Below are 19,286 nucleotides of genomic sequence, written 5' to 3' on the forward strand. Positions count from 1 at the left end.
CTTCTATCCAAATCTCCCGGTGATGTACTCTTCGGTGATCGCTTTCGCGGGCTTGGTGAACATGGTGGTCGTATCTCCCACCTCCACCAGTTCACCAAGCATGAAGAAAGCCGTCCGATCGGCGATGCGTGCCGCCTGCTGAAGATTGTGGGTGACGATGACGATGGTGTAGGCCTCCTTGAGCTGGAAAAGGGTTTCCTCGATTTTGGCCGTCGAAATAGGATCGAGGGCCGAGGCCGGTTCGTCGAGAAGCAGGATGTCGGGCTCATTGGCGAGCGTCCTGGCGATACAGAGCCTCTGCTGCTGACCGCCTGAAAGATCGAGGGCGGAGTTGTCGAGCCGGTCGCGCACCTCCTCCCAGAGGTCGGCCTGGCGCAACGATCTCTCGACCAGCTCATCGAGGCGTCCACGACCCCGGATTCCGGTCATCCTGGGTCCGTAGCTGATGTTTTCGCGAATCGACATCGGAAAGGGGTTCGATTTCTGGAAGACCATGCCGACTCGTTTCCGCAGGCGTTCGAGATCGACGTCAGGCCGATGGACATCCATCCCCTCGACCACCACCTTGCCCTCGACCCTGACCCCCTCGATCATGTCGTTCATTCGATTGAAGCACCTGAGATACGTCGACTTGCCACACCCCGACGGTCCAATCAGGGCGGTGATCTGACGCGCCGGCATTTCGAGGTCGATACCCTTGAGAGCGTGTGTTTCTCCGTAGAAGAGGTGGAGTCCGTCGCTTTCGAGGGCGATGTCGGTGGTCGCTTCTTCTGCTCGACCTTTGGTGGCGTTTTTCGGATCGAGAGGGTTGCGGAAGACGTTCGGTTGATCGTTCACCATCATTTCATTCCCGGAAAATTCCATCACACCACCTGTCCCTGATAGGCCCGACGCAAACGGCGCCGAATCACGATGGCGGTCAAATTCAAGAGGATGACCAGCAACAACAACACCAGCGTGGTGGCGAAGGCCATCGGTTTTGCGGCCTCCACGTTCGGCGACTGCATCGAAATGTCGTAGATGTGGAAGCCGAGGTGCATGAACTTTCTCTGCAGGTGGAGAAAGGGTGCGGTCGCATCCACCGGAAGGCTCGGCGCCAGCTTCACCGCTCCGGTCAGCATCAACGGCGCCACTTCGCCAGCCGCGCGGCTGACGGCGAGAATGAGCCCGGTGAGAATGCCCGGCATGGCGGCAGGCAGGATGATCTGCCGCAACGTTTGCCAGCGCGTCGCCCCGAGCGCCAGCGATCCGTCACGCCAGCTTGTCGGTACAGCCATCAAACCTTCGCGGGTCGCCACCACAACCACCGGCACCGTCAGGAGCGCCAGGGTCAATGATGCCCAGAGCACACCGCCCGTGCCGAAGGTAGGTGTCGGCAGCTTGTCGGAGAAGAACGTCTTGTCCACCGAGCCGCCCACCTGGTATACGAAAAATGCGAGCCCAAACATGCCGAAGACGATGGACGGCACGCCGGCCAGGTTGTTAACCGCCTGGTTTGCAAGTCGCAGAGGGAGTCCGGGCCTTGCATACTCTGCCATGTAGACGGCGGTCACGACCCCGAGCGGAACCACCGCAACGCTCATCAACAGCACCAGAAGCACCGTCCCGAAAAGAGCCGGAAAGATCCCACCCTCGGTATTCGCCTCTCTCGGCTCGGAAAACAGGAACAGGACACCCTCGCGAGCGGCGTGGAGCACCCGGGATGAGAATCCCAATTTGTTTGACCACACGACCTCGATCACGTTGGCGAGCGGCACCTCGATTTCGTCGGCACCCGACACCAGGACGATTCGCGAATCCATCAATCGGCGCGAATATTCGTCAAGATCATGGAGTAGGGCATCGAGGCGCGGAGCGAGGCGCTCGGCTTCCGCCGAGACCGCCTCCGCGAGCTCGGCGATCTCCTGCTCACCTTCCGGGCTCTTCGCGCGTGTCGAACGCTCGAGCAGATCCAGGCGTTCCTCCAGCCGCGTCAGCGGACGGCGGAGGTCGTCGCGCGCCTCCTCGAGTCGGCGTCGCTCGCGGCGCCACTCTTCGCCCGTCTCGAGAAGTGCCTCGAGCGCTTGCGGCGAATTCGTATCGACCTCGGTTCCATCCTCTCGAAACGCACCCTCGATACGGCCAAATGCGTCACCGTACTCCGTCCGTACCACCCTTACGAGGTCCCCCGGCTGCGACTCTTCAACGATCTCTGCCTCATCTACCCAGAGAAAGTCGGCTCGTGTGAGCTCGCGGTTTCCCGTCTTGAGCTGGATTCGATGTCCGGCCGCGTCGATCCCTGACTCGGTCGAGGGAATGGGTTCACGCCCGACGACCTCCCCGATACGAACCGACCCATTCTCGAGAATGAACTCCGAAATGCGCGCTGGCCAAAACCAACCGAAGGCGTTGACCGCAACAATCCACATCAGCGCGGCCAGCATGAGCAGCACGATCAGCGTAGCCAGAGCCGTGCCCCAGATCCCGGGCAGCCCCGAGGGCAGTCCTCGGCTGGCGCCGACGAATGACATCTCGCGGGCTTCAGAATCTGGCATAACGCTTCCGCAGGTAGGTGCCGACGAGATCAGCGGCGGTCGTAAGAACGAAGGTGAAGGTGAAGAGTAGGGTGCCGGTCAGGAACAGCACGCGGAAGAGCGTCCCACCGACCGGCGCCTCAGGAATTTCCACCGCCAGCGCCGCGGACATCGTTCGCATCCCGTTGAAAATCGAGAGGTCCAGCAGCGGGGTATTACCCGCCGCCATGAGTACGATCATCGTCTCTCCCACCGCCCTCCCGAGACCGAGCATGACTGCAGCGAAGAGTCCCGGGCTGGCCGCCGGCACGACCAGCTTGATCGCGGTCTGCCATCGCGTCGCGCCGAGAGCCCGGCTCGCGTTGACCAGTGCTCGCGGCACCGCGGAGCATGCATCCTCGGCAATGGTGAAGATTACAGGGATGACCGCAAAGCCGAGGCCGAGCCCGACGACTATGCTGTTGCGCTGGTCGTACCGGAGCCCCCATTCGGTGAAGAGCCATCGTTGGAGATCGCCATCGAAGAAACGCGCCTCGATCGGCGTCGCCACCAGCGCTGCCAGACCGAAGGCGGCAGAGCCTGCCACGAGCAGGACCAGAAGCTCGACTCCATCTGGCAGGCGACGGCGCCACTCAACGGGCACCAATCGCCAGAGGGCCATCGCCAGCAGGATGGAAAATGGCAGCGCGATCACTCCAAGAAGGACAGCAAGAAGAACCTCCTCGAGCCGCGGTGCGAGCCACAGCGCCGCCAGGAATCCGACCACAACTGACGGCACGGCGGCCATAAGCTCGAGGGTCGGCTTGACCGTCGTTTGAATCCACGGCGGTGCGAGTTGTGAGACGTAGATCGCCGCCAACAGGGCCAGCGGAACGGAAAAGAGCATGGCGTAGAACGTCGCCTTGAGCGTGCCGAAGATCAGCGGCCACACGCTCAGTTTCGGCTCGAATGCGTCCGATCCTCCTGTTGACTGCCATACCCATTTACGGGCCGCATAGCCCTCGTACCACACCGGAAGAAAGAGTGTCCGGAAGCTGATCTCCGGGTGCGGGTTGTCGATCAGGCGGCGCAGGACGGTACCGTTACTGATAGCCACCGCACCATCACTCTTGGGATCGATGGCCAGCGCGCTGATCGGCTCCTCCGACCAGCGGTCGATCAGCAATCTTCGGCCGGACGTCGAATAGTAAAGTCCGACACTGCCGTCGTCGCCCCCCACAGCAAACCCGCGACGACGGCTGGCCGGCGCGATGACGCGAGCTCGCGTCGGCAGCGGTGGTGCGCTTCGAACAACTGTCCATTGCGATGGGGCGGTTGAAAACTCGAGATCCTGGCGGTTCGAGAAACGCTGGCTGACCTCGTCGTCCGGCACCACGGCCGCCTCTCCCGGGCTGATCGTCGAACGGCCCAGTTTCAACCGCTCCTGCCCCCTATTCTCGACCTTCAATCGCGGCACCTCGAGGAGCACGTGAATCGATCCATCCATGCCCGCGGCCACCAGGGTTCCACCTCCAATGAGAAACCGCGAAACTGCAATCGGGCTTTCGACTCCCACCACCGAGACGTCTTCCAACGACGGCCAGCGGAGGACCCTCAACGCGCCGGACGTTGTCACCGCCGCAATGGCTCCGAGCCCCTCGGCCACTGCAATTGAAGATGTGCCGGTAAGAGCTCTCGGGGCCGGCACCATCTCCCACCCTTCCTCCTCCGCATCCCATCGCGCGAGTCGCACCTCACCACTGCTCTTCCACGCGGCAAGGACCACATTTCCGTCTTCGTCACCATTTGCGGTGATCCCCGCCCAGTCGTCACCACCGAGAGTCAAGGGTTCGGCCGATGCCCGCCATCGCGCTGAGGTGTGACGGACCTCTCCTTCCCATCTGTCACGGAATTGGATCCGTCCAACGATTGCCTCACCGTCCGCGGTCACAGCCGACAGGAGGTCATGAATCTCATGGTCCGCGGTGGCGAGCAGAGCACCTGTTTCTGTGGTGATCGTCAGATCCGCCAACGCGGCCTCGCCCGAGAAGTGGATACGTCCTTCCCGTTCGAGGGCCCACACCAGCCCTCGCCGCGGATCGCTGCCCGCCAACAGGGGATAGTCATCCCCGATGAAGCTCTCAATCGGTCCCTGCGTGGCTTTCCGGAATAGGGGCAGCCCCTCGGCGCCGATGTTGATCACGATACCGACGACCACGAGGATCACCAGCAACCCACCCCCTCGAATGACAGAGGTCGCAATCCGATCCTTTCGGTGCTCGGAAAAGAGGGGGCCCATTCAGTCGGCGATCTTTGCCAATTGCACGGACGCCGTGTTGGCATCGAGCGGATCGAACCCGGCCTTGATGATGACCCGCTGCCCCTGGGTTGAAAGGATGAATCGCAGGTATTCCGCGGTCAGGCGATCGAGCGATCTCGACGGTGCCTTGTTGACGTAGATATGAAGAAATCGGGCCAGAGGGTAGCTGCCGTTAGCTGCGTTCTCCGACGACGCAGCCACCGCTGGCTGGCCGTCAGCCGGCGACAACGGCACAGCCCGCACACCTGAGGTCGCATAACCGATTCCCGAGTATCCGATGCCGTACGCATCCTTTTCGATCCCCTGAACCACCGAGGCCGAGCCCGGCTGCTCCTTGACCGAGTCCTTGTAGTCACCCTTGCAGAGCGCGTGCTGTTTGAAGTAGCCGTAGGTTCCGGAGGCAGCGTTTCGGCCGTAGAGCGATATGGGCGCGGTGGCGTACCGTCCGCCGAGCTCGAGCTGGCCCCAGGTGCCGATATCGAGAGCCACTCCACACCTGCGGGTTTTGGAGAAGATCGCGTCGACCTGCTGGATGGTCAGCGACCCGATGGGATTGTCCTTGTTGACGAAGACCGCAAGGGTATCGAGCGCGACGTCGAAGCGGGTCGGTTCGTAGCCAAAGGCCTCTTCGAAGGCGTCCAGTTCCTTGTTCTTCATCTTGCGCGACATGTCGCCGAGCTGGACGGTGCCCTCGATGAGTGCCGGCGGCGCGGTCGAAGAGCCCTTGCCCTCGACTTGGATTTTGACCTGTGGATAGATCTTGCGGAACTCCTCGGCCATCAGGGTCTGGAGCTCGAGCATGGTGTCGGAGCCCGCAGCGTTGAGTGTGCCGCGCAGGCCCTCCACCTTCCGATACGCGGTCAGACCGGGATCAAGACTCGGCCCTTCCGCCATAGCGGGTAGCGCAGCCACAGGTAACACACACGAAAGAACGATGGTTTTGATTTTCATCACAGTCCTCCTATTTCCCGCCCCGGTTGATTGGTCGGGTTTCACGAGCAGCGTAAGAACCACGGGTTAAGCCCCTGTAAAGCAATCACGGTTTTCTCTCGTCATCAGTACTTGACCTGAAGCGTCAGCTGAATGCGATCCTCGGTATCGAGGCCGGGAACGCTGTGCTCGAGCCGGTCGTAGTCGAGGAGCCAGTAGTTGCCTTTGAAAAACCGCCAGGCGATGCCGGCGATGAAGCGCTTCTTCACGTCCGCGGATTGGTCATCGCGATTGGTGTCAAACCAATCGTAGCGACCGATCAGACTGAAACGCTTCTCCGCGTCGAGGCGAATTTCGGTGAATAACGAATACCCGTCATGGGGCAGCGCGTTACCCTCGGCACCGACCGCTGACCCCTTCTGATTACCCTCGCCGCGCTCATACTGGGCAGTGGCGACAAGACGCTCGCTCTCATAGCTGACCATGGCGGCCAGGACCTGCATGTCCGGAACCGTTTCCCCAGGATCTTCACTCTGGTTGCCCTTGCCAGCGATCCCGAACGCCGAAACCTGCAACCCCGGCACGAGATCGGGGACCGGCCGAATAGTCAAACGTCCTTCGAGTGTCTTGTTGGTATTTTTCTCCTCGGCGTGGTAACCGCCTCCGTTGTAGATTCCGACGCCGAAAGATCCCCAGCGACCCGCATAGTGGTTCTGTACGCTCTGCTTGAATTCGTCTGGCATATCGCGGCCAAGATTGCCACCAAAGAGAACGCCCATATCCGCGGAGTTGAACAGCCCGTTACGCTCCATGAACATCGTGTCCTGCATGCGGAAGAGGTTGATGTGTTCCTCAAAGTCGAGCCATGGCATGTGGGCCACACCCCATTCCACATGGGGCTTCTGAACAAAGCCGTCCCAGTTCCAAGCGAATTGGCCGTATGCGTACTTCAGGCGGACTTTGAGATCGCCGTTCTCGTCTTGGTGCACGTCGGGGGTGATGCGCGCGGAGAAATGTGGCGTGATCTTCTTGCGGATATCGATATAGCCTCGCTTGATCAGGAATCGGGAGTAGTCGTCCCCGCTCGAGGTGTCCCCGATCTGACCCGAGAGGTAGACAAGTGAACCGATCTTGAGATCCTCCACGCCGAGGAGACTTGAGGGGACCGTCGGCTCCTCTTCCGCACGCACCGCGGTTGGTGCGGCCGCCGTCTCCGCGGCGGTGGTCGGGACCGCCTCAGTCGCAGGCGCCGGAACGGCCATCTTTTCACCTTCCGACCGCCTCCGGTCGTACTCGGCCTGCACTTCCAGCGCCTGCTCCATGGTGATCACACCCTGCTCGACAAGCAGCTCGAGCAGGGGATCGAGCTCGCGCTCCTGCGCACCCACACCCAAGACGCCCGTGAATACGAGGGTCAGTGCTGCAATCCACGTCGCCCATTGCCTCATCGATACCTCCTTTGCGGCCCTTCACCGTTCCGTCCACTGATGCCCTTTGACACGCGGAATCCGCGTGCCGCCCGTATGATGTAAAGGAGTTGTAAGGGGGAAATGATCCCGATGTGAAGCTGATGTTAAGTCTTAACCTGTATGAAGTTCGTGTTAAGAATGGGTCGCGATCAATTTTTCCAGAGTGGCATGTAGCCTACCTCGGCGACCACTCGCTGACCTTCTGTGCTCAAACACCAGTCGATGAATTGACTCGCCAGTCCGATCGGTGGCTCGGTCGTATAAAAGGCGAGATACCGGGTCAGGGGATAGCGTCCTCGACCCACTTCCTCAAGGGTCGGAGCCACCCCATCGACCGCGATCGGCACGACGCCCTCGAGAAAGTAGGCGTGTCCGCCGTAGCCGATCGCGGCCGGATCCTCGGCCACGCCGGAAAGGACGGCTCGAGTGGTTGTCAGGGTTGTGGCGTGCGGGGCGTAAGGAGCTCCGCCGAGGACATGATCGCGGAAAAACCGGTGAGTCCCCGAGTTCGGTGGGCGGACAATCACTGTGATCTCGAGCACGGCACCACCGACGTTCGACCAGTCGTCGATGGACCCGGCGAATATCCCGCGGAGCTGGTCGAGGCTGAGGTCGCGCACGGGATTGGCCTCGTTGACCCAGACGCTGAGCGCGTCTTGGGCAATCAGAAATCGTACGCCCAGAGTGCCGAAACGGTCATGGATTGCCGCGACCTCGGGCGAAGACATCGGCCGTGATGCCGCTGAGATCACCTCGCGGCCCTCGATCAACGCCTGGATTCCGGTGCCGCTGCCACCACCCTCGACCTCCACCTTGTCGCCCGGGTGCGTCCGCATGAATCCCGCTGCGAGCCGGCGGTTCAGCTCGAGCATGGTGTCCGAGCCGATAACTATGACCCCTTCCGCGGTCGGCGAGGTCGCAACACAGCCAAACCATACCCCAACCACGACAAGTGCCGAAAGGACCATTGCCGACCTCATCTTCGCCTCTGCTCTTCTGCCAGACTCAACAACCGCTGGTAGGCGTACGGAACACCCGGCTTCCACTCGGGAGCCAGATCAGCATCGGCAACAGAGAGAATCAGGTGCGAGATCAGGGCGAGGTGCTGACGGCTCGCGGAGAAATCAATCGGCTGGTGAAGGTCATCCGAGGGAGCGTGATACCGCTGCTTGAACCAAGAAGCAGCCAACGCGACCGCTTGTTCCCGGCTGTGGTGTTGCCAGCTGAAACCCTCATTCACGAGCATCGCGGGCACACCGGCCTCCGCAAACACCGCCTGCTCGGACCGGCTGAACGCCTCGTGCCCAATGACCGCCTCGGCGGGTCGGACCACTTCAAGCCCTCGAGCCGCAGCGACCTTCTCCAAATGACGGCCGAGAGTCGAGAGTTCTGCACCGATGCCCATGACATCACTGAACTGATCTTGAAAGGCGAGTCCATCGACGTTGATGTTCGCCACGATTTTCGACAGAGGAACTGGGGGGTGGTCGAGGAAAAACCGCGCTCCCAGGTTGCCCTCCTCCTCGCCTGTCGTGAAGAGAAATATGACCGTCCGCCTCGGCCTCTCTGTCGACACCGATAGGACTCGTGCCACCTCGATCAGCCCCGCCGCACCGATCGCATTGTCGATCACCCCGTTGTAGATCGGATCGCCATTGATCTTTGGACCAAGCCCGAGATGATCATAGTGGGCCGATACGACCACCGACTCGTCTCGCAACCGTTTCCCGCCACCACGAATGCGCCCGACCACGTTCGAAGCGACGAAGGAGCGCACCCGGAATTCTCCCTCGAAGCTCAGGCTCACCGGCAAGTGGAAAGAGCACAGGGCCTGTCGCCGTTCCATCGACTCGACCTGCTCGAAATCGAACAGTGCGTCCTCGAAGAGGGCCCCCGCAATTTCTGGCCGAAGCAGAACCGCAAGGTGAGTCGGCACGGAGGAGGCGAGGCTGAAATGCTCAAAGGAATAGTCCCGTTGCAGACGGTCCCAGCCCCGCCCACCTGCTTCTCGTTTTCGGGTGAGGAGGACGCTGCCAACGGCGCCGCGTGACAGAGCGATGCGAACCTTGCTTTCGAGCGCCGAGTACACCGTGGGTTCGGTGCCCGCGAAATAGTCGGCCTGGTCCGATGGCGGTTCGCCGGGAAGAAACACCGCCACCTTCCCATGCGCGTCCACGTCGGCGTAATCGTTGTAATCGAACTCCGGTGCGACGATCCCGTATCCTACGAAGACCATCGGCGTCTGGCGGGCGAGCCAGGTTTGGGCACCTGTCGAGTGCAGGAGATAATCATCACCGAGGCGCAGGGTCCTCCTGTCGCCGAACGCAGAAATGGTCAACCGACTCTCGGGTAGCGGCGCGCTCCCCACGAGCGGCACTCGCTGAAAAAACGACCCGCCATCACCGAGTGGCTGAACGCCAAGCTTTTCGAGCTGGGCCGCGATGTAGGCCGCTGCGAGACGGCCGCCTCGGCTGCCCGGTGCACGACCTTCCAGCGCGTCTCCCCCGAGAACCACGGTGTGCCGGCGAATCTCCTCCGCTGAGATGGTCTCCACCCTATCTCGCCACGAATCATCGGTCTCTCCGCCACCCGCGACCCCTCCCAGGGCAGCGAGAATCAAGGCTAACCGGCACAGTCGTCGCCACGATCTCATGGTTCCTCATGGTAGAACGAAAAAGGCCCCGGCGGGCACCGGGGCAGATGAAGACAAGTGGACGGAAGAGGATTGGAGATGTATCTCGGCGTTACGGGCTCTGGGTGGCCGGGATGTATGTTCCGTCGCCCGACACGTTGTCGGTGATTGTTCCGTAGACGAAGATGTTGTCGCTGGCGCTATAGGTGACATAGAGATCGCCATAGCCCGCGAGCGCCGGCCAGACGGCCTGCAGGAAATCCTGATTCTGCTCGAGCCCGGCGACGGTCACGGTTTCGGTGCCGAGGAGGGTGCCATCGGTGTCCCAACCGGAGAGGGTCAGGGTGACTTCGCTGGAGTTCGGGTTGAACCAGCCAAGCGCACCACGGAAGCCCTCGCCGGAGTTCCGATCGGCGTTCTCGAGAAAGGAGATGATTCCCGACTCGTAGGCCTCGTCCATGCTCACGGAGTTAACGAACAGACCCAGGGTCCCGGCGTCAAGCGCGGTTTGGTCGTTGTAGACCCGGGAGGCAGCGATCAGGCTGCTCTCCGAGGAGATCTTCACCGCGCCCTGCGCAGTATTGAAGCCGAACAGGTTGACCAGGAAGTCCTCGAGCACCAACTGCTCGTTGGCGGCCACATCCACCGTCTCGGTGGCGTCAGGCTCGGTGTTGCCACCGATGTCGTTGGCATAGAATTCGATGGTCGCGGTGGTTGCCTCGCCGGAACGGTTGATGATCCGGGCATCAGTGCGGAAGTATGTCTGATTGGCGCCCGGGTTGGATGCCGCCACCGGGAAGTAGGCCTCGGTCGCGACCGCGCCGCCGCCGGTGCCGAGCACGCCGCTCAGGGTGTCGGTGCCGTTGGTGACGTTGAGCGTCCAACCCGACGGATTGGCGACCATGTCGGCGGAAAACGAGGAGTTGACGGTGCCGGACGCGGTGCCGGTGTCGCCGAAGCTGGCCCCGAGGTCGACCGAATCCGCCCCATTGGTGAGCTCGGCCGAGCTCGGTGCCGGGTCGAGGCCGCTAGAGATGATGGTGTAATCGATGTCCGAACCGTCAATCACGATGGCGGCAAAGCCGGTGCCGGCCTCACCGTCCAGATTGACATTGAAGGTCTGGGCTCCCGCTGCCAGGGGCAGGAGAAGCAACGCGACGCATGCGATGACTCGCTTCATGGAATACTCCTTAATCGTTGATGAAGCTGTAGATCTTGAACCGGCCGTCATCGGTCTCGAGAAGACTGCCGAAAAGCCGCAGCTCCTCCCGATCCCCGTCAGGCCGGACAACTTCAACGTAGTTCTCGCGATGGATGTGGAACGTGTCGTGATCCGTCGTTTTGCCGCGCGCCTCGACACCCACGATCTCGAAGCATTGGCCACCGAAATCGGTGGCGATTCGCTTCAGGGAGCTTTCGTGTTGCAGCTGGTGCTGCTGCCACACGAAATCCCAGGTGAGATTGCTTTTGGGCCGGTTGGCGATGGGCAGGGTCGGCCACACGAGGTCGCGGAACTCCTCCCTGCTCACCGCCAGAGACCGCATCACGTCGACGTCGCCGCTCTCGATCGCCGCCTCGAGGGCATCGAAGAGCTCCTCGCGGCTGGCGAAGGTGTTGACGAAGGCCGTCACCTTGTCGGCGGCAGGGGTGTCACCGCCATTCGACGCGGTGACCACCGCGCCGCTCGGCGTATCGGCTGCGACCGAACAGGCCGTTAGCAACATGGTTGCGCAGAGCGCCGGGATCAATCGGTTCCACACGGTCTTCAATCCTAGTTCTTCGACCAGATGGTCCAGCCGTCGAGGGTCCAGTTGGAGCCCGGGGCCACCGCGCCGATGTACTTGACGCGCTCGAAGAAGCGGTCGTTGGGCGGGGCCTGGACGTACCTGGGGTCCGTGGCCGGCGAACCGGGCAGGATGGAGATGTCGGGAACCAGGTAGTAGACCGGGCTCGCGAGCATCGGATCGACGTCGTCACGATTCATCGGCATGTCCTCGTTGAACCAGGTCAGTGCGCCCTGCCAGTCATCTTCATAGGGATCGTCGGGGATGTTGTCCTTGCCGCTCCAGCTGCCGTTGTTGTAGATGATGGAGCTGGCCAGGGTGAGGTTGGGGTCGGTGCCGTTGGCCTGGTTCCAGGTCGCACTGTTCTCCACGTCCTGGCCTTGGTCGTCGAGTGAGCCGACAACCACACCGTTCTCGCGGAAGTAGGAGACGATCAGGTTGTAGAGCTTGCCGCCGGTGCCGTGGCGCAGCTTGAGGCCGTCGTCGCCGGAGTCACCTGTGTCGGCGGAGCCGATCAGCGTCGCGTTGTAGATCTGCGGGTTGGAGATCGGCGTTGCCGTCATATCGTCTTCCCAGTTGTCGGACTCGAAGCCGTGGTCGGCTGACACTGCGCCATCCTGGACCACGACCCAGAACTGGCCCTTGCCGTTCCAGCCGAGGGTCCAGTCGAAGCTGTCGTCCTTGGCTCCGGTCATGAGGGCGTACTTGAGCTCGGCAGCACCGCCGAAGAACTCGACGCCGTCGTCCTCGTTGTAGTGGACCTGGATGTGGTCGTAAGTGCCGCCCCTGCCGACGCCCTGGAAGGCGATGCCGTTGAGCTCGTTGTCGGGGCTGAACTCGATGCCCGCGAACTCGACGCGCACGTACGACATGTTGCCTGAGTTGTCGTCGTCATCGGGGTTCTCCCCGCCGCCGAAGGTGCCGGTGTCACCCTCTCCCTCCTGCTCGCCGCCGGGCGAGTTGAGGTGAGCGTAGCCGTTGAGGATGAGGCCGCCCCAGTCCTGCGGGGCGCGCGAACCCAGTTCCAGCGGTGAGGTGAAGATGATCGGCAGCTCGGCCGTGCCCTCGGCCATGATCTTGGCGCCCTGGGCGATGATCAGGGTGCCGAGGCCCTCGGTGTCGCCCATGATGACCGTGCCGGGCTCGATGGTCAGGGTGGCGCCGTCCTCGACGAAGATCGCGGTGTTGAGGTAGTAGAGGTTATCAGCGTCCCAGGTCGTGTCGGTGGTGACGTTGGCGTCAACCGCGACAATATCGTCGACGATGTTATACATCGCGTTGCCGTACGAGATAGCCTCTCCGGACTCGTGGTCGAGGAGCGCACAGACGAACTGGTAATGACCGGTGGTGGCGGTTGCACCCGCGGGGGCCGGACCGAAGGCGGCGGCCGAAGGCGCGTACAGCATCATGCGGTCGATGGTGGGCGTCCATACCGGGATCCCGTCCTCGGAGCCGAACAGGTCGGTCGCCTCGCCGGCCGGCAGAATGCCGTCGACCGCGTTGACGAAGAAGCGCTCGCCGGTATCGCGGTTCTCCCAGTACATGACCATCAACACCGGCATCGAGTACCCGTTGGGATCGATGCTGAGGTAAACCGACATCCCGTCGCCGAGGTAGGTGACCGGATCGTAGGCCGGGTAATTGGTCTCGACCAGCACCGCCGGCTTGGCCGTGGACGCGGAGGCCTTGGCCTCGACCGCGGCCTTGGCCGGGATCGCCGACAGATCGGCCGCGCGCACCCACGGCGCGATGGCGAGCGGATATCCCGGCTGATCGAAATCACCCATACGCTGGTCGGCCCGCCGGACTCGCGGATTGGCAGCATCGAGGCTGCCGCCGTGCAGCATCACCGCCGCCACCAGAAGAAACAGAAACACTCGCATTCTCATAACTCTCCCCCTTTCATGGGATCAAAGGTGTGGCCCCGCTGAGGCCGTAAAGTTCTTCCGGCAGTCATCCCACCGTGGCGGAGTGGAGTGAATGTGAAGAAGGTGTTAGAACACTGTGTAGGTGACTCCCAGGCCGAAGCTCCGACCGCGCTGGTAGCGCTGCTCGAATCCCCCCGTGAGCTCGTACTTCTCGTCAGTCAAGTTCGAAGCGGTGATCGAAAGGCTGAGCCCGTCACCCAGGAAGCCGAGCCGCTGCTTCCACACCAGATCGAGGGTCGAGTAGGGCTTCTGGTAGACGTCGGGCAACCCGACGCCACCCGCCTGGTGGAGGGTCTCGCCCTTGCTGTTGTAGAGCAGCCGGACAGCCGTCCCCCAGCGCGGGGGCGCCCACTCGAGCACCGCGTTGAAGGCGTAGTCGGGCTGGCCGACCAGCGGACGCGAGGTGCTGGTGAGAATGGGATTCTCGCCGATATCGATCTCGGAGTCGACGTAGGTGTAATTGAGCTGCACCATGAAGGGCGACAACGCGTCGGCGATGAAACCGAGGTCGCGGCGGAACTCGAGCTCGGCGCCGATGTTGGTCGCGCCCGGGGTGTTGATCCAGGTCGACTGCAGCTCGACCGCGAGCAGCAGCGTGCGCTCGATTGGATTGCTGAAATCCTTGTAGAAAACGCTCGCCGCGATGACCCCGAACTGATCCGGGAACCACTCCCAACGGAGGTCGAAGCTCGAGATCTTCGCAGTCTCGAGGAGCGGATTACCGCGCGCTGACTGGCCGCCCATCACGTCAGTCCACTCGAAGGGTGCGAGCTCACGGAACTCGGGCCGGTTGACCGTGCGGCTGACGGCCGCACGGAGGTTGGTGTTGGAGTTGAGGCGGTAGGTGGCGGAGAGGGCCGGCATGATCTCGCCGTCCGTGACCCGCGACTCGATTGTTTGTGAGTCGACACTGAACGGATCGAAGGTGGTGACGACGATCTCGGAGTCCTCGTAGCGCAGGCCTCCGTTGAATCGCCACTTGCCGATGGTGGCGTCGGCCATCAGGTAGGCCGCGCCGAGATCGTGGCTGGCGCTGTAGGTGTCGGTGGGCCGGGTCTCTTCCTTGATTTCGAGGCCGTCCGGGCGAATGTTGTCCTCGATGAAGATGTCGTCCGGAACCGGCGTCAGGTCGATGCCCTGGAGGCCTCGGAAGGTGAACCTGAAACGGCGCGAGGAGAAATCGCGCTCGCGGTTGTAGAACGCGACGCCACCCTTCACGCTGCCGAAGATTTCGCCCGACATGAAAAACTGGGTCCAGTCGGCGCCTCCGTCAACGATGTCGTCCGCGAGGTCATTGTAGAGCAGGAAACCGCTCTGGCTCTCGGCCGTGAGGACCATCTCGCCGTTTTCCAACTTGTAGAAGGAGTCGCGGAGGTTCCAGGTGTTGTTGGCCTGCCCGTAGCTGCCACGCCACTCGAGCAATCCTCCACTCTGACCGATTTTCTCGAAGAAATGTTCTCCGCTCAGCTGGTAGGAGCCGACCTCCTCCTGCTTGTAGTCGATGCGGTAATCCGACACGCTGGTCGACTGATCGCGGTTGAAGCCCTCGAAGTACCGGTTGCCGGCCTTCGAGTCCCGTGTGTAGATGGTTCGCAGCTCGAGCTTGTGATTCTGGCCGAGCTTGAGCGAGAAGTTGCCGACCAGGCCGGCCCGCACACCCTCGGAGTCGGTCGCCATGTCGTAGTCGTTCATCACCGCCAGCTCGTTACCGTTACTGACGCTGTAGTAGATCTGCTCCTCGTCTTGGTGGTAGAAGCTGTGGGCGTGGGTCGCGGACAGCACCATCCCGAAGTTGCCGAAGGTGTCGCCGTAGGTCAGGTTGAAGTCCGAGCTGGGGCTGGCATTGGGGTACGGACTGTCGACATAGCCTTTGGCGGTGTTCTCCGCCGTCCAGGCACCAATTAAGTCCCAACCGAACTGCTGCATCTCCTCCGGGCCGAAGCCCGGTTTGAAGGCGTTGCCACGCACTAGTTTTTCATCGGGTATCGAGGCGGGAAGCCCCTGACCGCCGTCACCGAAGAAGCTCAAACCGCCCAGGTAACGGCCGAAGGCATCGCCCGTCGTGTTCGAGTTGGTCTTGCCACCGATGCCGATTTCGAGGGTCGGCGAGGTCGGAAAGTCGAGGGTCTCGATCTCGACCAGACCGGCGACGAAGTCACCCGACTGGTCCGGTGTATACGATTTCGACACCCGAACGTTGTCGAGCAGCTTGGTCGGGAAGAGGTCGAGCGGCACCACCTTCTTGTCGAACTCGGTGGTGGGTAGCTTGGAGCCGTTCAGCGTCGTGTTCGAGTATCGCTCACCGAGGCCCCGCACGTAGACGTACTTGTCGTCCTGGACCGAGATCCCGGTCACACGCTGGAGCGCGCCAGCGGCGTCGCCGCCCGCGTTCCTGCTCATCTCCTGTTTGGAGATGGCGTCGGAGATCTCCGCCGCCTGCTTGCGTTGCACCAACAGCGCCTGCTCGGTCGACTCGTCGGCGGCGGCCGCCTCGACGGTGATTTCGCCAACGAAAACCCCGCTGTCTGCGGCACTGTTCACTTCGCTCCCGGTATCGATAGATGACGTGGCCGCTGGAGCTCCGGCCAGGTCCTCGACCTGCTCACTCTCGTCTTCGGGAACGATCTCGTCTGCCGCTTCACGCACTGCCACTTCCGCATCTGCCATCGCAACCGGGGCGTCTGTCGATGGGAGCAGCACGACCGCGAAATCGGCGTTGCTTCCGTCCGTGACCACCACATCGGTGACCTTGTTCGGCTCGAAGCCATCCTTGCTGACGATCACCGTGTAGGTTCCCGGCGGGGCTTCACCCCGAAAATCGCCGCCGACTCCCGTCGGGAAGCTGATGTCGGTGCCTTCCACCGTGAGGGTGGCGCCACGCACCGGCTGTCCGGTGAAGCCATCGATGACCACACCGGTGATGGTGCCCCCGGCGATCGCAATCGCCGGAAACAGAATGATGCTCACGCAGAGCAGGGCCAGTGGCCCAATATTTCTGATATTCATTTCGCTGTGTCCTCCGTCCGTCCGTTGAGGGTCACGGCACCGATCCCATCCGATGCCGAGGACAGTTCAACCGAACGGTGTGAAGGAGAACGCTTCGAAATGTAAAAACAGTGTGAAGCGCATCTACCCGGGGCTGGTGGGGAGATCGATACCCAACCACCGCGCCACCATCGGTGCGACCTCGGTCACCTGAATTTCACCGAGGTGTGTTCTTTGAACGCCCGCTCCGCGAGCGAAGAGCATCCCGCACATCTCGTCATGCGATGCGAGGAAGCCGTGCTGGCCGTAGTAGCGGCTCGGCTCCAGCGCCGGTCCGTCGAAGCCGCTCGAGGCGGCGAAGCCCGGGGCGAGGAAGACGATCAGGTCGCCACTCGACGGGCTGTCGAGGCCGACCGCCCCGGCCTCCTTACGGGTAAAGATCCTCTCCACCGCCGGGCGTCCCTCGACCTCGAGATCGGCCAGCACCCGTGCGGCACGTCGCAGCAGCTCGGGCGCCTCCGCCTCGGAGACAACGCCTCCCGGCTCACGTCCCTCGAGGTTGAGGTAGAGGTGGAAGAACGCGCCGCCAGTGATGGCGAGCATCGGCGTATCAGGGGACGGTCGCGAGTGCCCGTCATCGTCGATGATCGTCACCATGCCGGCGTCGGCCAGCGCCCGGTTCGGCCGCACGACGTCGAAGATCGGTATCTGGCCGTGATCGGACACCACCACCAGCGCATCACGCTGCGGATCGAGAGAGTTCCAGATCGAGGCCACGGACCGGTCTATCGAGCGGCCAACCCGCTTGAGTCCCTCCTCTGCGGCGAGCACGCGACCGGGGCTGAAGGCCCACTGCATGGTATCCACGATCAGGCTCGCATGCTGGTAGACGTCCGCCGACGAGTGGTAGACGAAGACCAGATCCGCGTCCTCCTCTGCCAGCACCCAGCCGAGCATCCGATCGAGGTACCGGTCTAGGCGTTCTGTCTGCTCGACGAAGGTGTCGAGGTCGATGCCGTGCGCCAGGTCCAGCCACCAATCGGCCACCATCCGATCTGCTTCGCCCGGCCAGGGGCCGATGGCCTCCGTGATTCGGTCCTCGAAGCTGTCCGGATAGGCGGTGAGTCGATTGGCCCCCCCACGATAGAAACGCATTCCGCCGGTCAACCGGTCGACATGCAGCACCTTGCACCAGGCACCGTATCTGCGCGGCCGCAGATCATCGGGCCCCTGCGCCTCGAAGGCGATCTCGAGCCACTCCATCTCCCCCGCATAGCTCCAGTCGACCCCATCCGTACGACGTACAGCGACCGTGTCATACCGCGGGCGCCCATCCGGGTTCGAGTCGACCAGCGCCACCAGTACCTCGACCCGGTCCGGTGTGGACGATCCGAGATTGATCGAAAACCGCCACATCAGCGGTGACAGACCATCGCTGGACGGCACCTCGCCGGTAGTCTCAGCGATGTCCGGCTTGAACTCGATGATTTCAGACGGCGACACCGGCGGACCCGGCCATACGGCACCGAAATCACCGATTCGATCGACCGCGCCCGCGTCCGCACCGGGCCACATCAGGGTGGCAACTCGCAGACCGCTGCTGCGCGCAGCTTCCCAGAGGGTCAAAGCATCGCTCGATGTCGTGAAACCGGAAACGCGCTCGGTGATCGGCGCGCCCGGTTTCTTGAAGTCGTTGCCGACGATGCCGGTGCCGGCTGCGTCGCGGCCGGTGACGAGCACGTTGTGCACCACCGCAGTCAGGGTCGGGTTGACGATGCGCAGCCGTTCGGCGGCCAGGCCCTGTTGGGCCATGCCGGCCAGGCCGTTCGGTGTCGCAATCGTCGGATCCTCGAGCCACTGATGGACGAGGTCAGCGCCGACGCTGTCGAAGGAGGCTACGATGACGCGTTCTGCCCGGCCTCCCTGGGGGACGCTACCCTGACAGGCAAACGCAAGCGAGGCAACTACAGCGAGGGCAGAGACGGCGAAGCGAAAAGAGGGATGATTCAGCATCGCTGTGATGGTAGCGCACAACGATGGAATTCGGATTTCGGAATTCCCACCCACCCTCCCGTCCTTCGGATCGGTTCCTCAGGTGATTGGGCAGCATTCCTAATTCCTCATTCCTACTTCCTCATTCGAGAGGTTATCCGCCGCAGGGGATGACGTGTGCGCCGGGCCAGGCGTCTGTCACCCGGTTACGGGTCCGCTCGGCCATCGACTTCGAGTCGAACGGCCCGATTCGGACGCGCCAAAGCTTGTCGATACCGTCGAGTACCAATGCTTTCTCACCCGCCCGATCGAGCTCCGCCTCCGCTCGTCGCGCGTTGTCGGCATCGCTGAACGCGCCCACCTGCACCCAAAAGCACGGTGAGTCGTTTGCCGGCTCGTTTTCCCGTGCCGGCGGGTCCGCGCGTCCGATCAGCCTGATCTCGACCGGGGCCACTCCGTCGATGTCGAGACCGATCGTCTTCGCAGCGGCGAAGGAAAGATCGATGATGCGTCCCTCGATGAAGGGTCCGCGATCGTTGATGCGGACCTCCACAGCTGCGCCGTTGTCGCGACGTGTCACTCGCACCAACGAGCCGAACTCCAGCGTCCGGTGGGCGGCCGTCAGCCGATGCATGTCGTAGGTCTCGCCGGACGCTGAACGACGACCGTGGTAGGGCTCGCCATACCAGGATGCGAGGCCTCTTTCGACCCAGTCCGTCTCCGGTGGCGACGCTGGAGCCGGTATCGGAGTCGG

At 62.5% G+C, this 19,286-nt stretch carries 12 protein-coding genes and 1 pseudogene; all 13 read right to left on the reverse strand.

What is annotated here, in order from left to right; all coding sequences use genetic code 11:
• Positions 1–3: 3 nt before the first annotated feature.
• Positions 4–840, reverse strand: coding sequence for a phosphate ABC transporter ATP-binding protein PstB (gene pstB, locus LJE93_12290; protein ID MCG6949682.1), 837 nt, complete (start codon positions 838–840; stop codon positions 4–6).
• A gap of 23 nt (positions 841–863) precedes the next feature.
• Entirely contained in the window at positions 864–2,534 is a 1,671-nt protein-coding gene (gene pstA, locus LJE93_12295) for a phosphate ABC transporter permease PstA (GenBank protein MCG6949683.1), read from the reverse strand.
• Positions 2,521–4,719, reverse strand: coding sequence for an ABC transporter permease subunit (locus LJE93_12300; GenBank protein MCG6949684.1), 2,199 nt, complete (start codon positions 4,717–4,719; stop codon positions 2,521–2,523). The genes pstA and LJE93_12300 overlap by 14 nt, the downstream gene beginning before the upstream one ends.
• A 72-nt stretch (positions 4,720–4,791) precedes the next feature.
• Positions 4,792–5,763 carry a phosphate ABC transporter substrate-binding protein gene (locus LJE93_12305; protein ID MCG6949685.1) on the reverse strand — a complete coding sequence of 324 codons (972 nt, stop codon included), beginning with the start codon at positions 5,761–5,763 and terminating at the stop codon, positions 4,792–4,794.
• Positions 5,764–5,867: 104 nt separating this feature from the next.
• Positions 5,868–7,190 carry a hypothetical protein gene (locus LJE93_12310; GenBank protein ID MCG6949686.1) on the reverse strand — a complete coding sequence of 441 codons (1,323 nt, stop codon included), beginning with the start codon at positions 7,188–7,190 and terminating at the stop codon, positions 5,868–5,870.
• Between the two features lie 170 nt (positions 7,191–7,360).
• The gene (locus LJE93_12315; GenBank protein MCG6949687.1) at positions 7,361–8,179 is read right to left on the reverse strand and encodes a phosphate ABC transporter substrate-binding protein; all 819 of its coding nucleotides are present in this window, start codon (positions 8,177–8,179) and stop codon (positions 7,361–7,363) included.
• Positions 8,180–8,187: 8 nt separating this feature from the next.
• Positions 8,188–9,864, reverse strand: a complete 1,677-nt coding sequence (locus tag LJE93_12320) for a M28 family peptidase (GenBank protein MCG6949688.1) — start codon at positions 9,862–9,864, stop codon at positions 8,188–8,190.
• 91 nt (positions 9,865–9,955) lie between these two features.
• Entirely contained in the window at positions 9,956–11,023 is a 1,068-nt protein-coding gene (locus LJE93_12325) for a hypothetical protein (GenBank protein MCG6949689.1), read from the reverse strand.
• A 10-nt stretch (positions 11,024–11,033) separates the two neighbouring features.
• The gene (locus LJE93_12330) at positions 11,034–11,603 is read right to left on the reverse strand and encodes a hypothetical protein (protein ID MCG6949690.1); all 570 of its coding nucleotides are present in this window, start codon (positions 11,601–11,603) and stop codon (positions 11,034–11,036) included.
• Positions 11,604–11,614: 11 nt separating this feature from the next.
• On the reverse strand, positions 11,615–13,510 hold the full coding sequence (locus tag LJE93_12335) for a hypothetical protein (GenBank protein ID MCG6949691.1): 1,896 nt from the start codon (positions 13,508–13,510) through the stop codon (positions 11,615–11,617).
• A gap of 111 nt (positions 13,511–13,621) precedes the next feature.
• Positions 13,622–16,561 carry a TonB-dependent receptor gene (locus LJE93_12340; GenBank protein ID MCG6949692.1) on the reverse strand — a complete coding sequence of 980 codons (2,940 nt, stop codon included), beginning with the start codon at positions 16,559–16,561 and terminating at the stop codon, positions 13,622–13,624.
• 123 nt (positions 16,562–16,684) lie between these two features.
• Positions 16,685–18,553: an alkaline phosphatase family protein gene (locus tag LJE93_12345; GenBank protein ID MCG6949693.1), complete on the reverse strand. Its 1,869-nt coding sequence runs from the start codon at positions 18,551–18,553 to the stop codon at positions 16,685–16,687.
• Between the two features lie 133 nt (positions 18,554–18,686).
• A pseudogene (locus LJE93_12350) lies at positions 18,687–19,232 on the reverse strand (septal ring lytic transglycosylase RlpA family protein).
• Between the last annotated feature and the right edge of the window lie 54 nt (positions 19,233–19,286).

The organism is Acidobacteriota bacterium, assembly GCA_022340665.1.
Lineage (GTDB): Bacteria > Acidobacteriota > Thermoanaerobaculia > Thermoanaerobaculales > Sulfomarinibacteraceae > Sulfomarinibacter.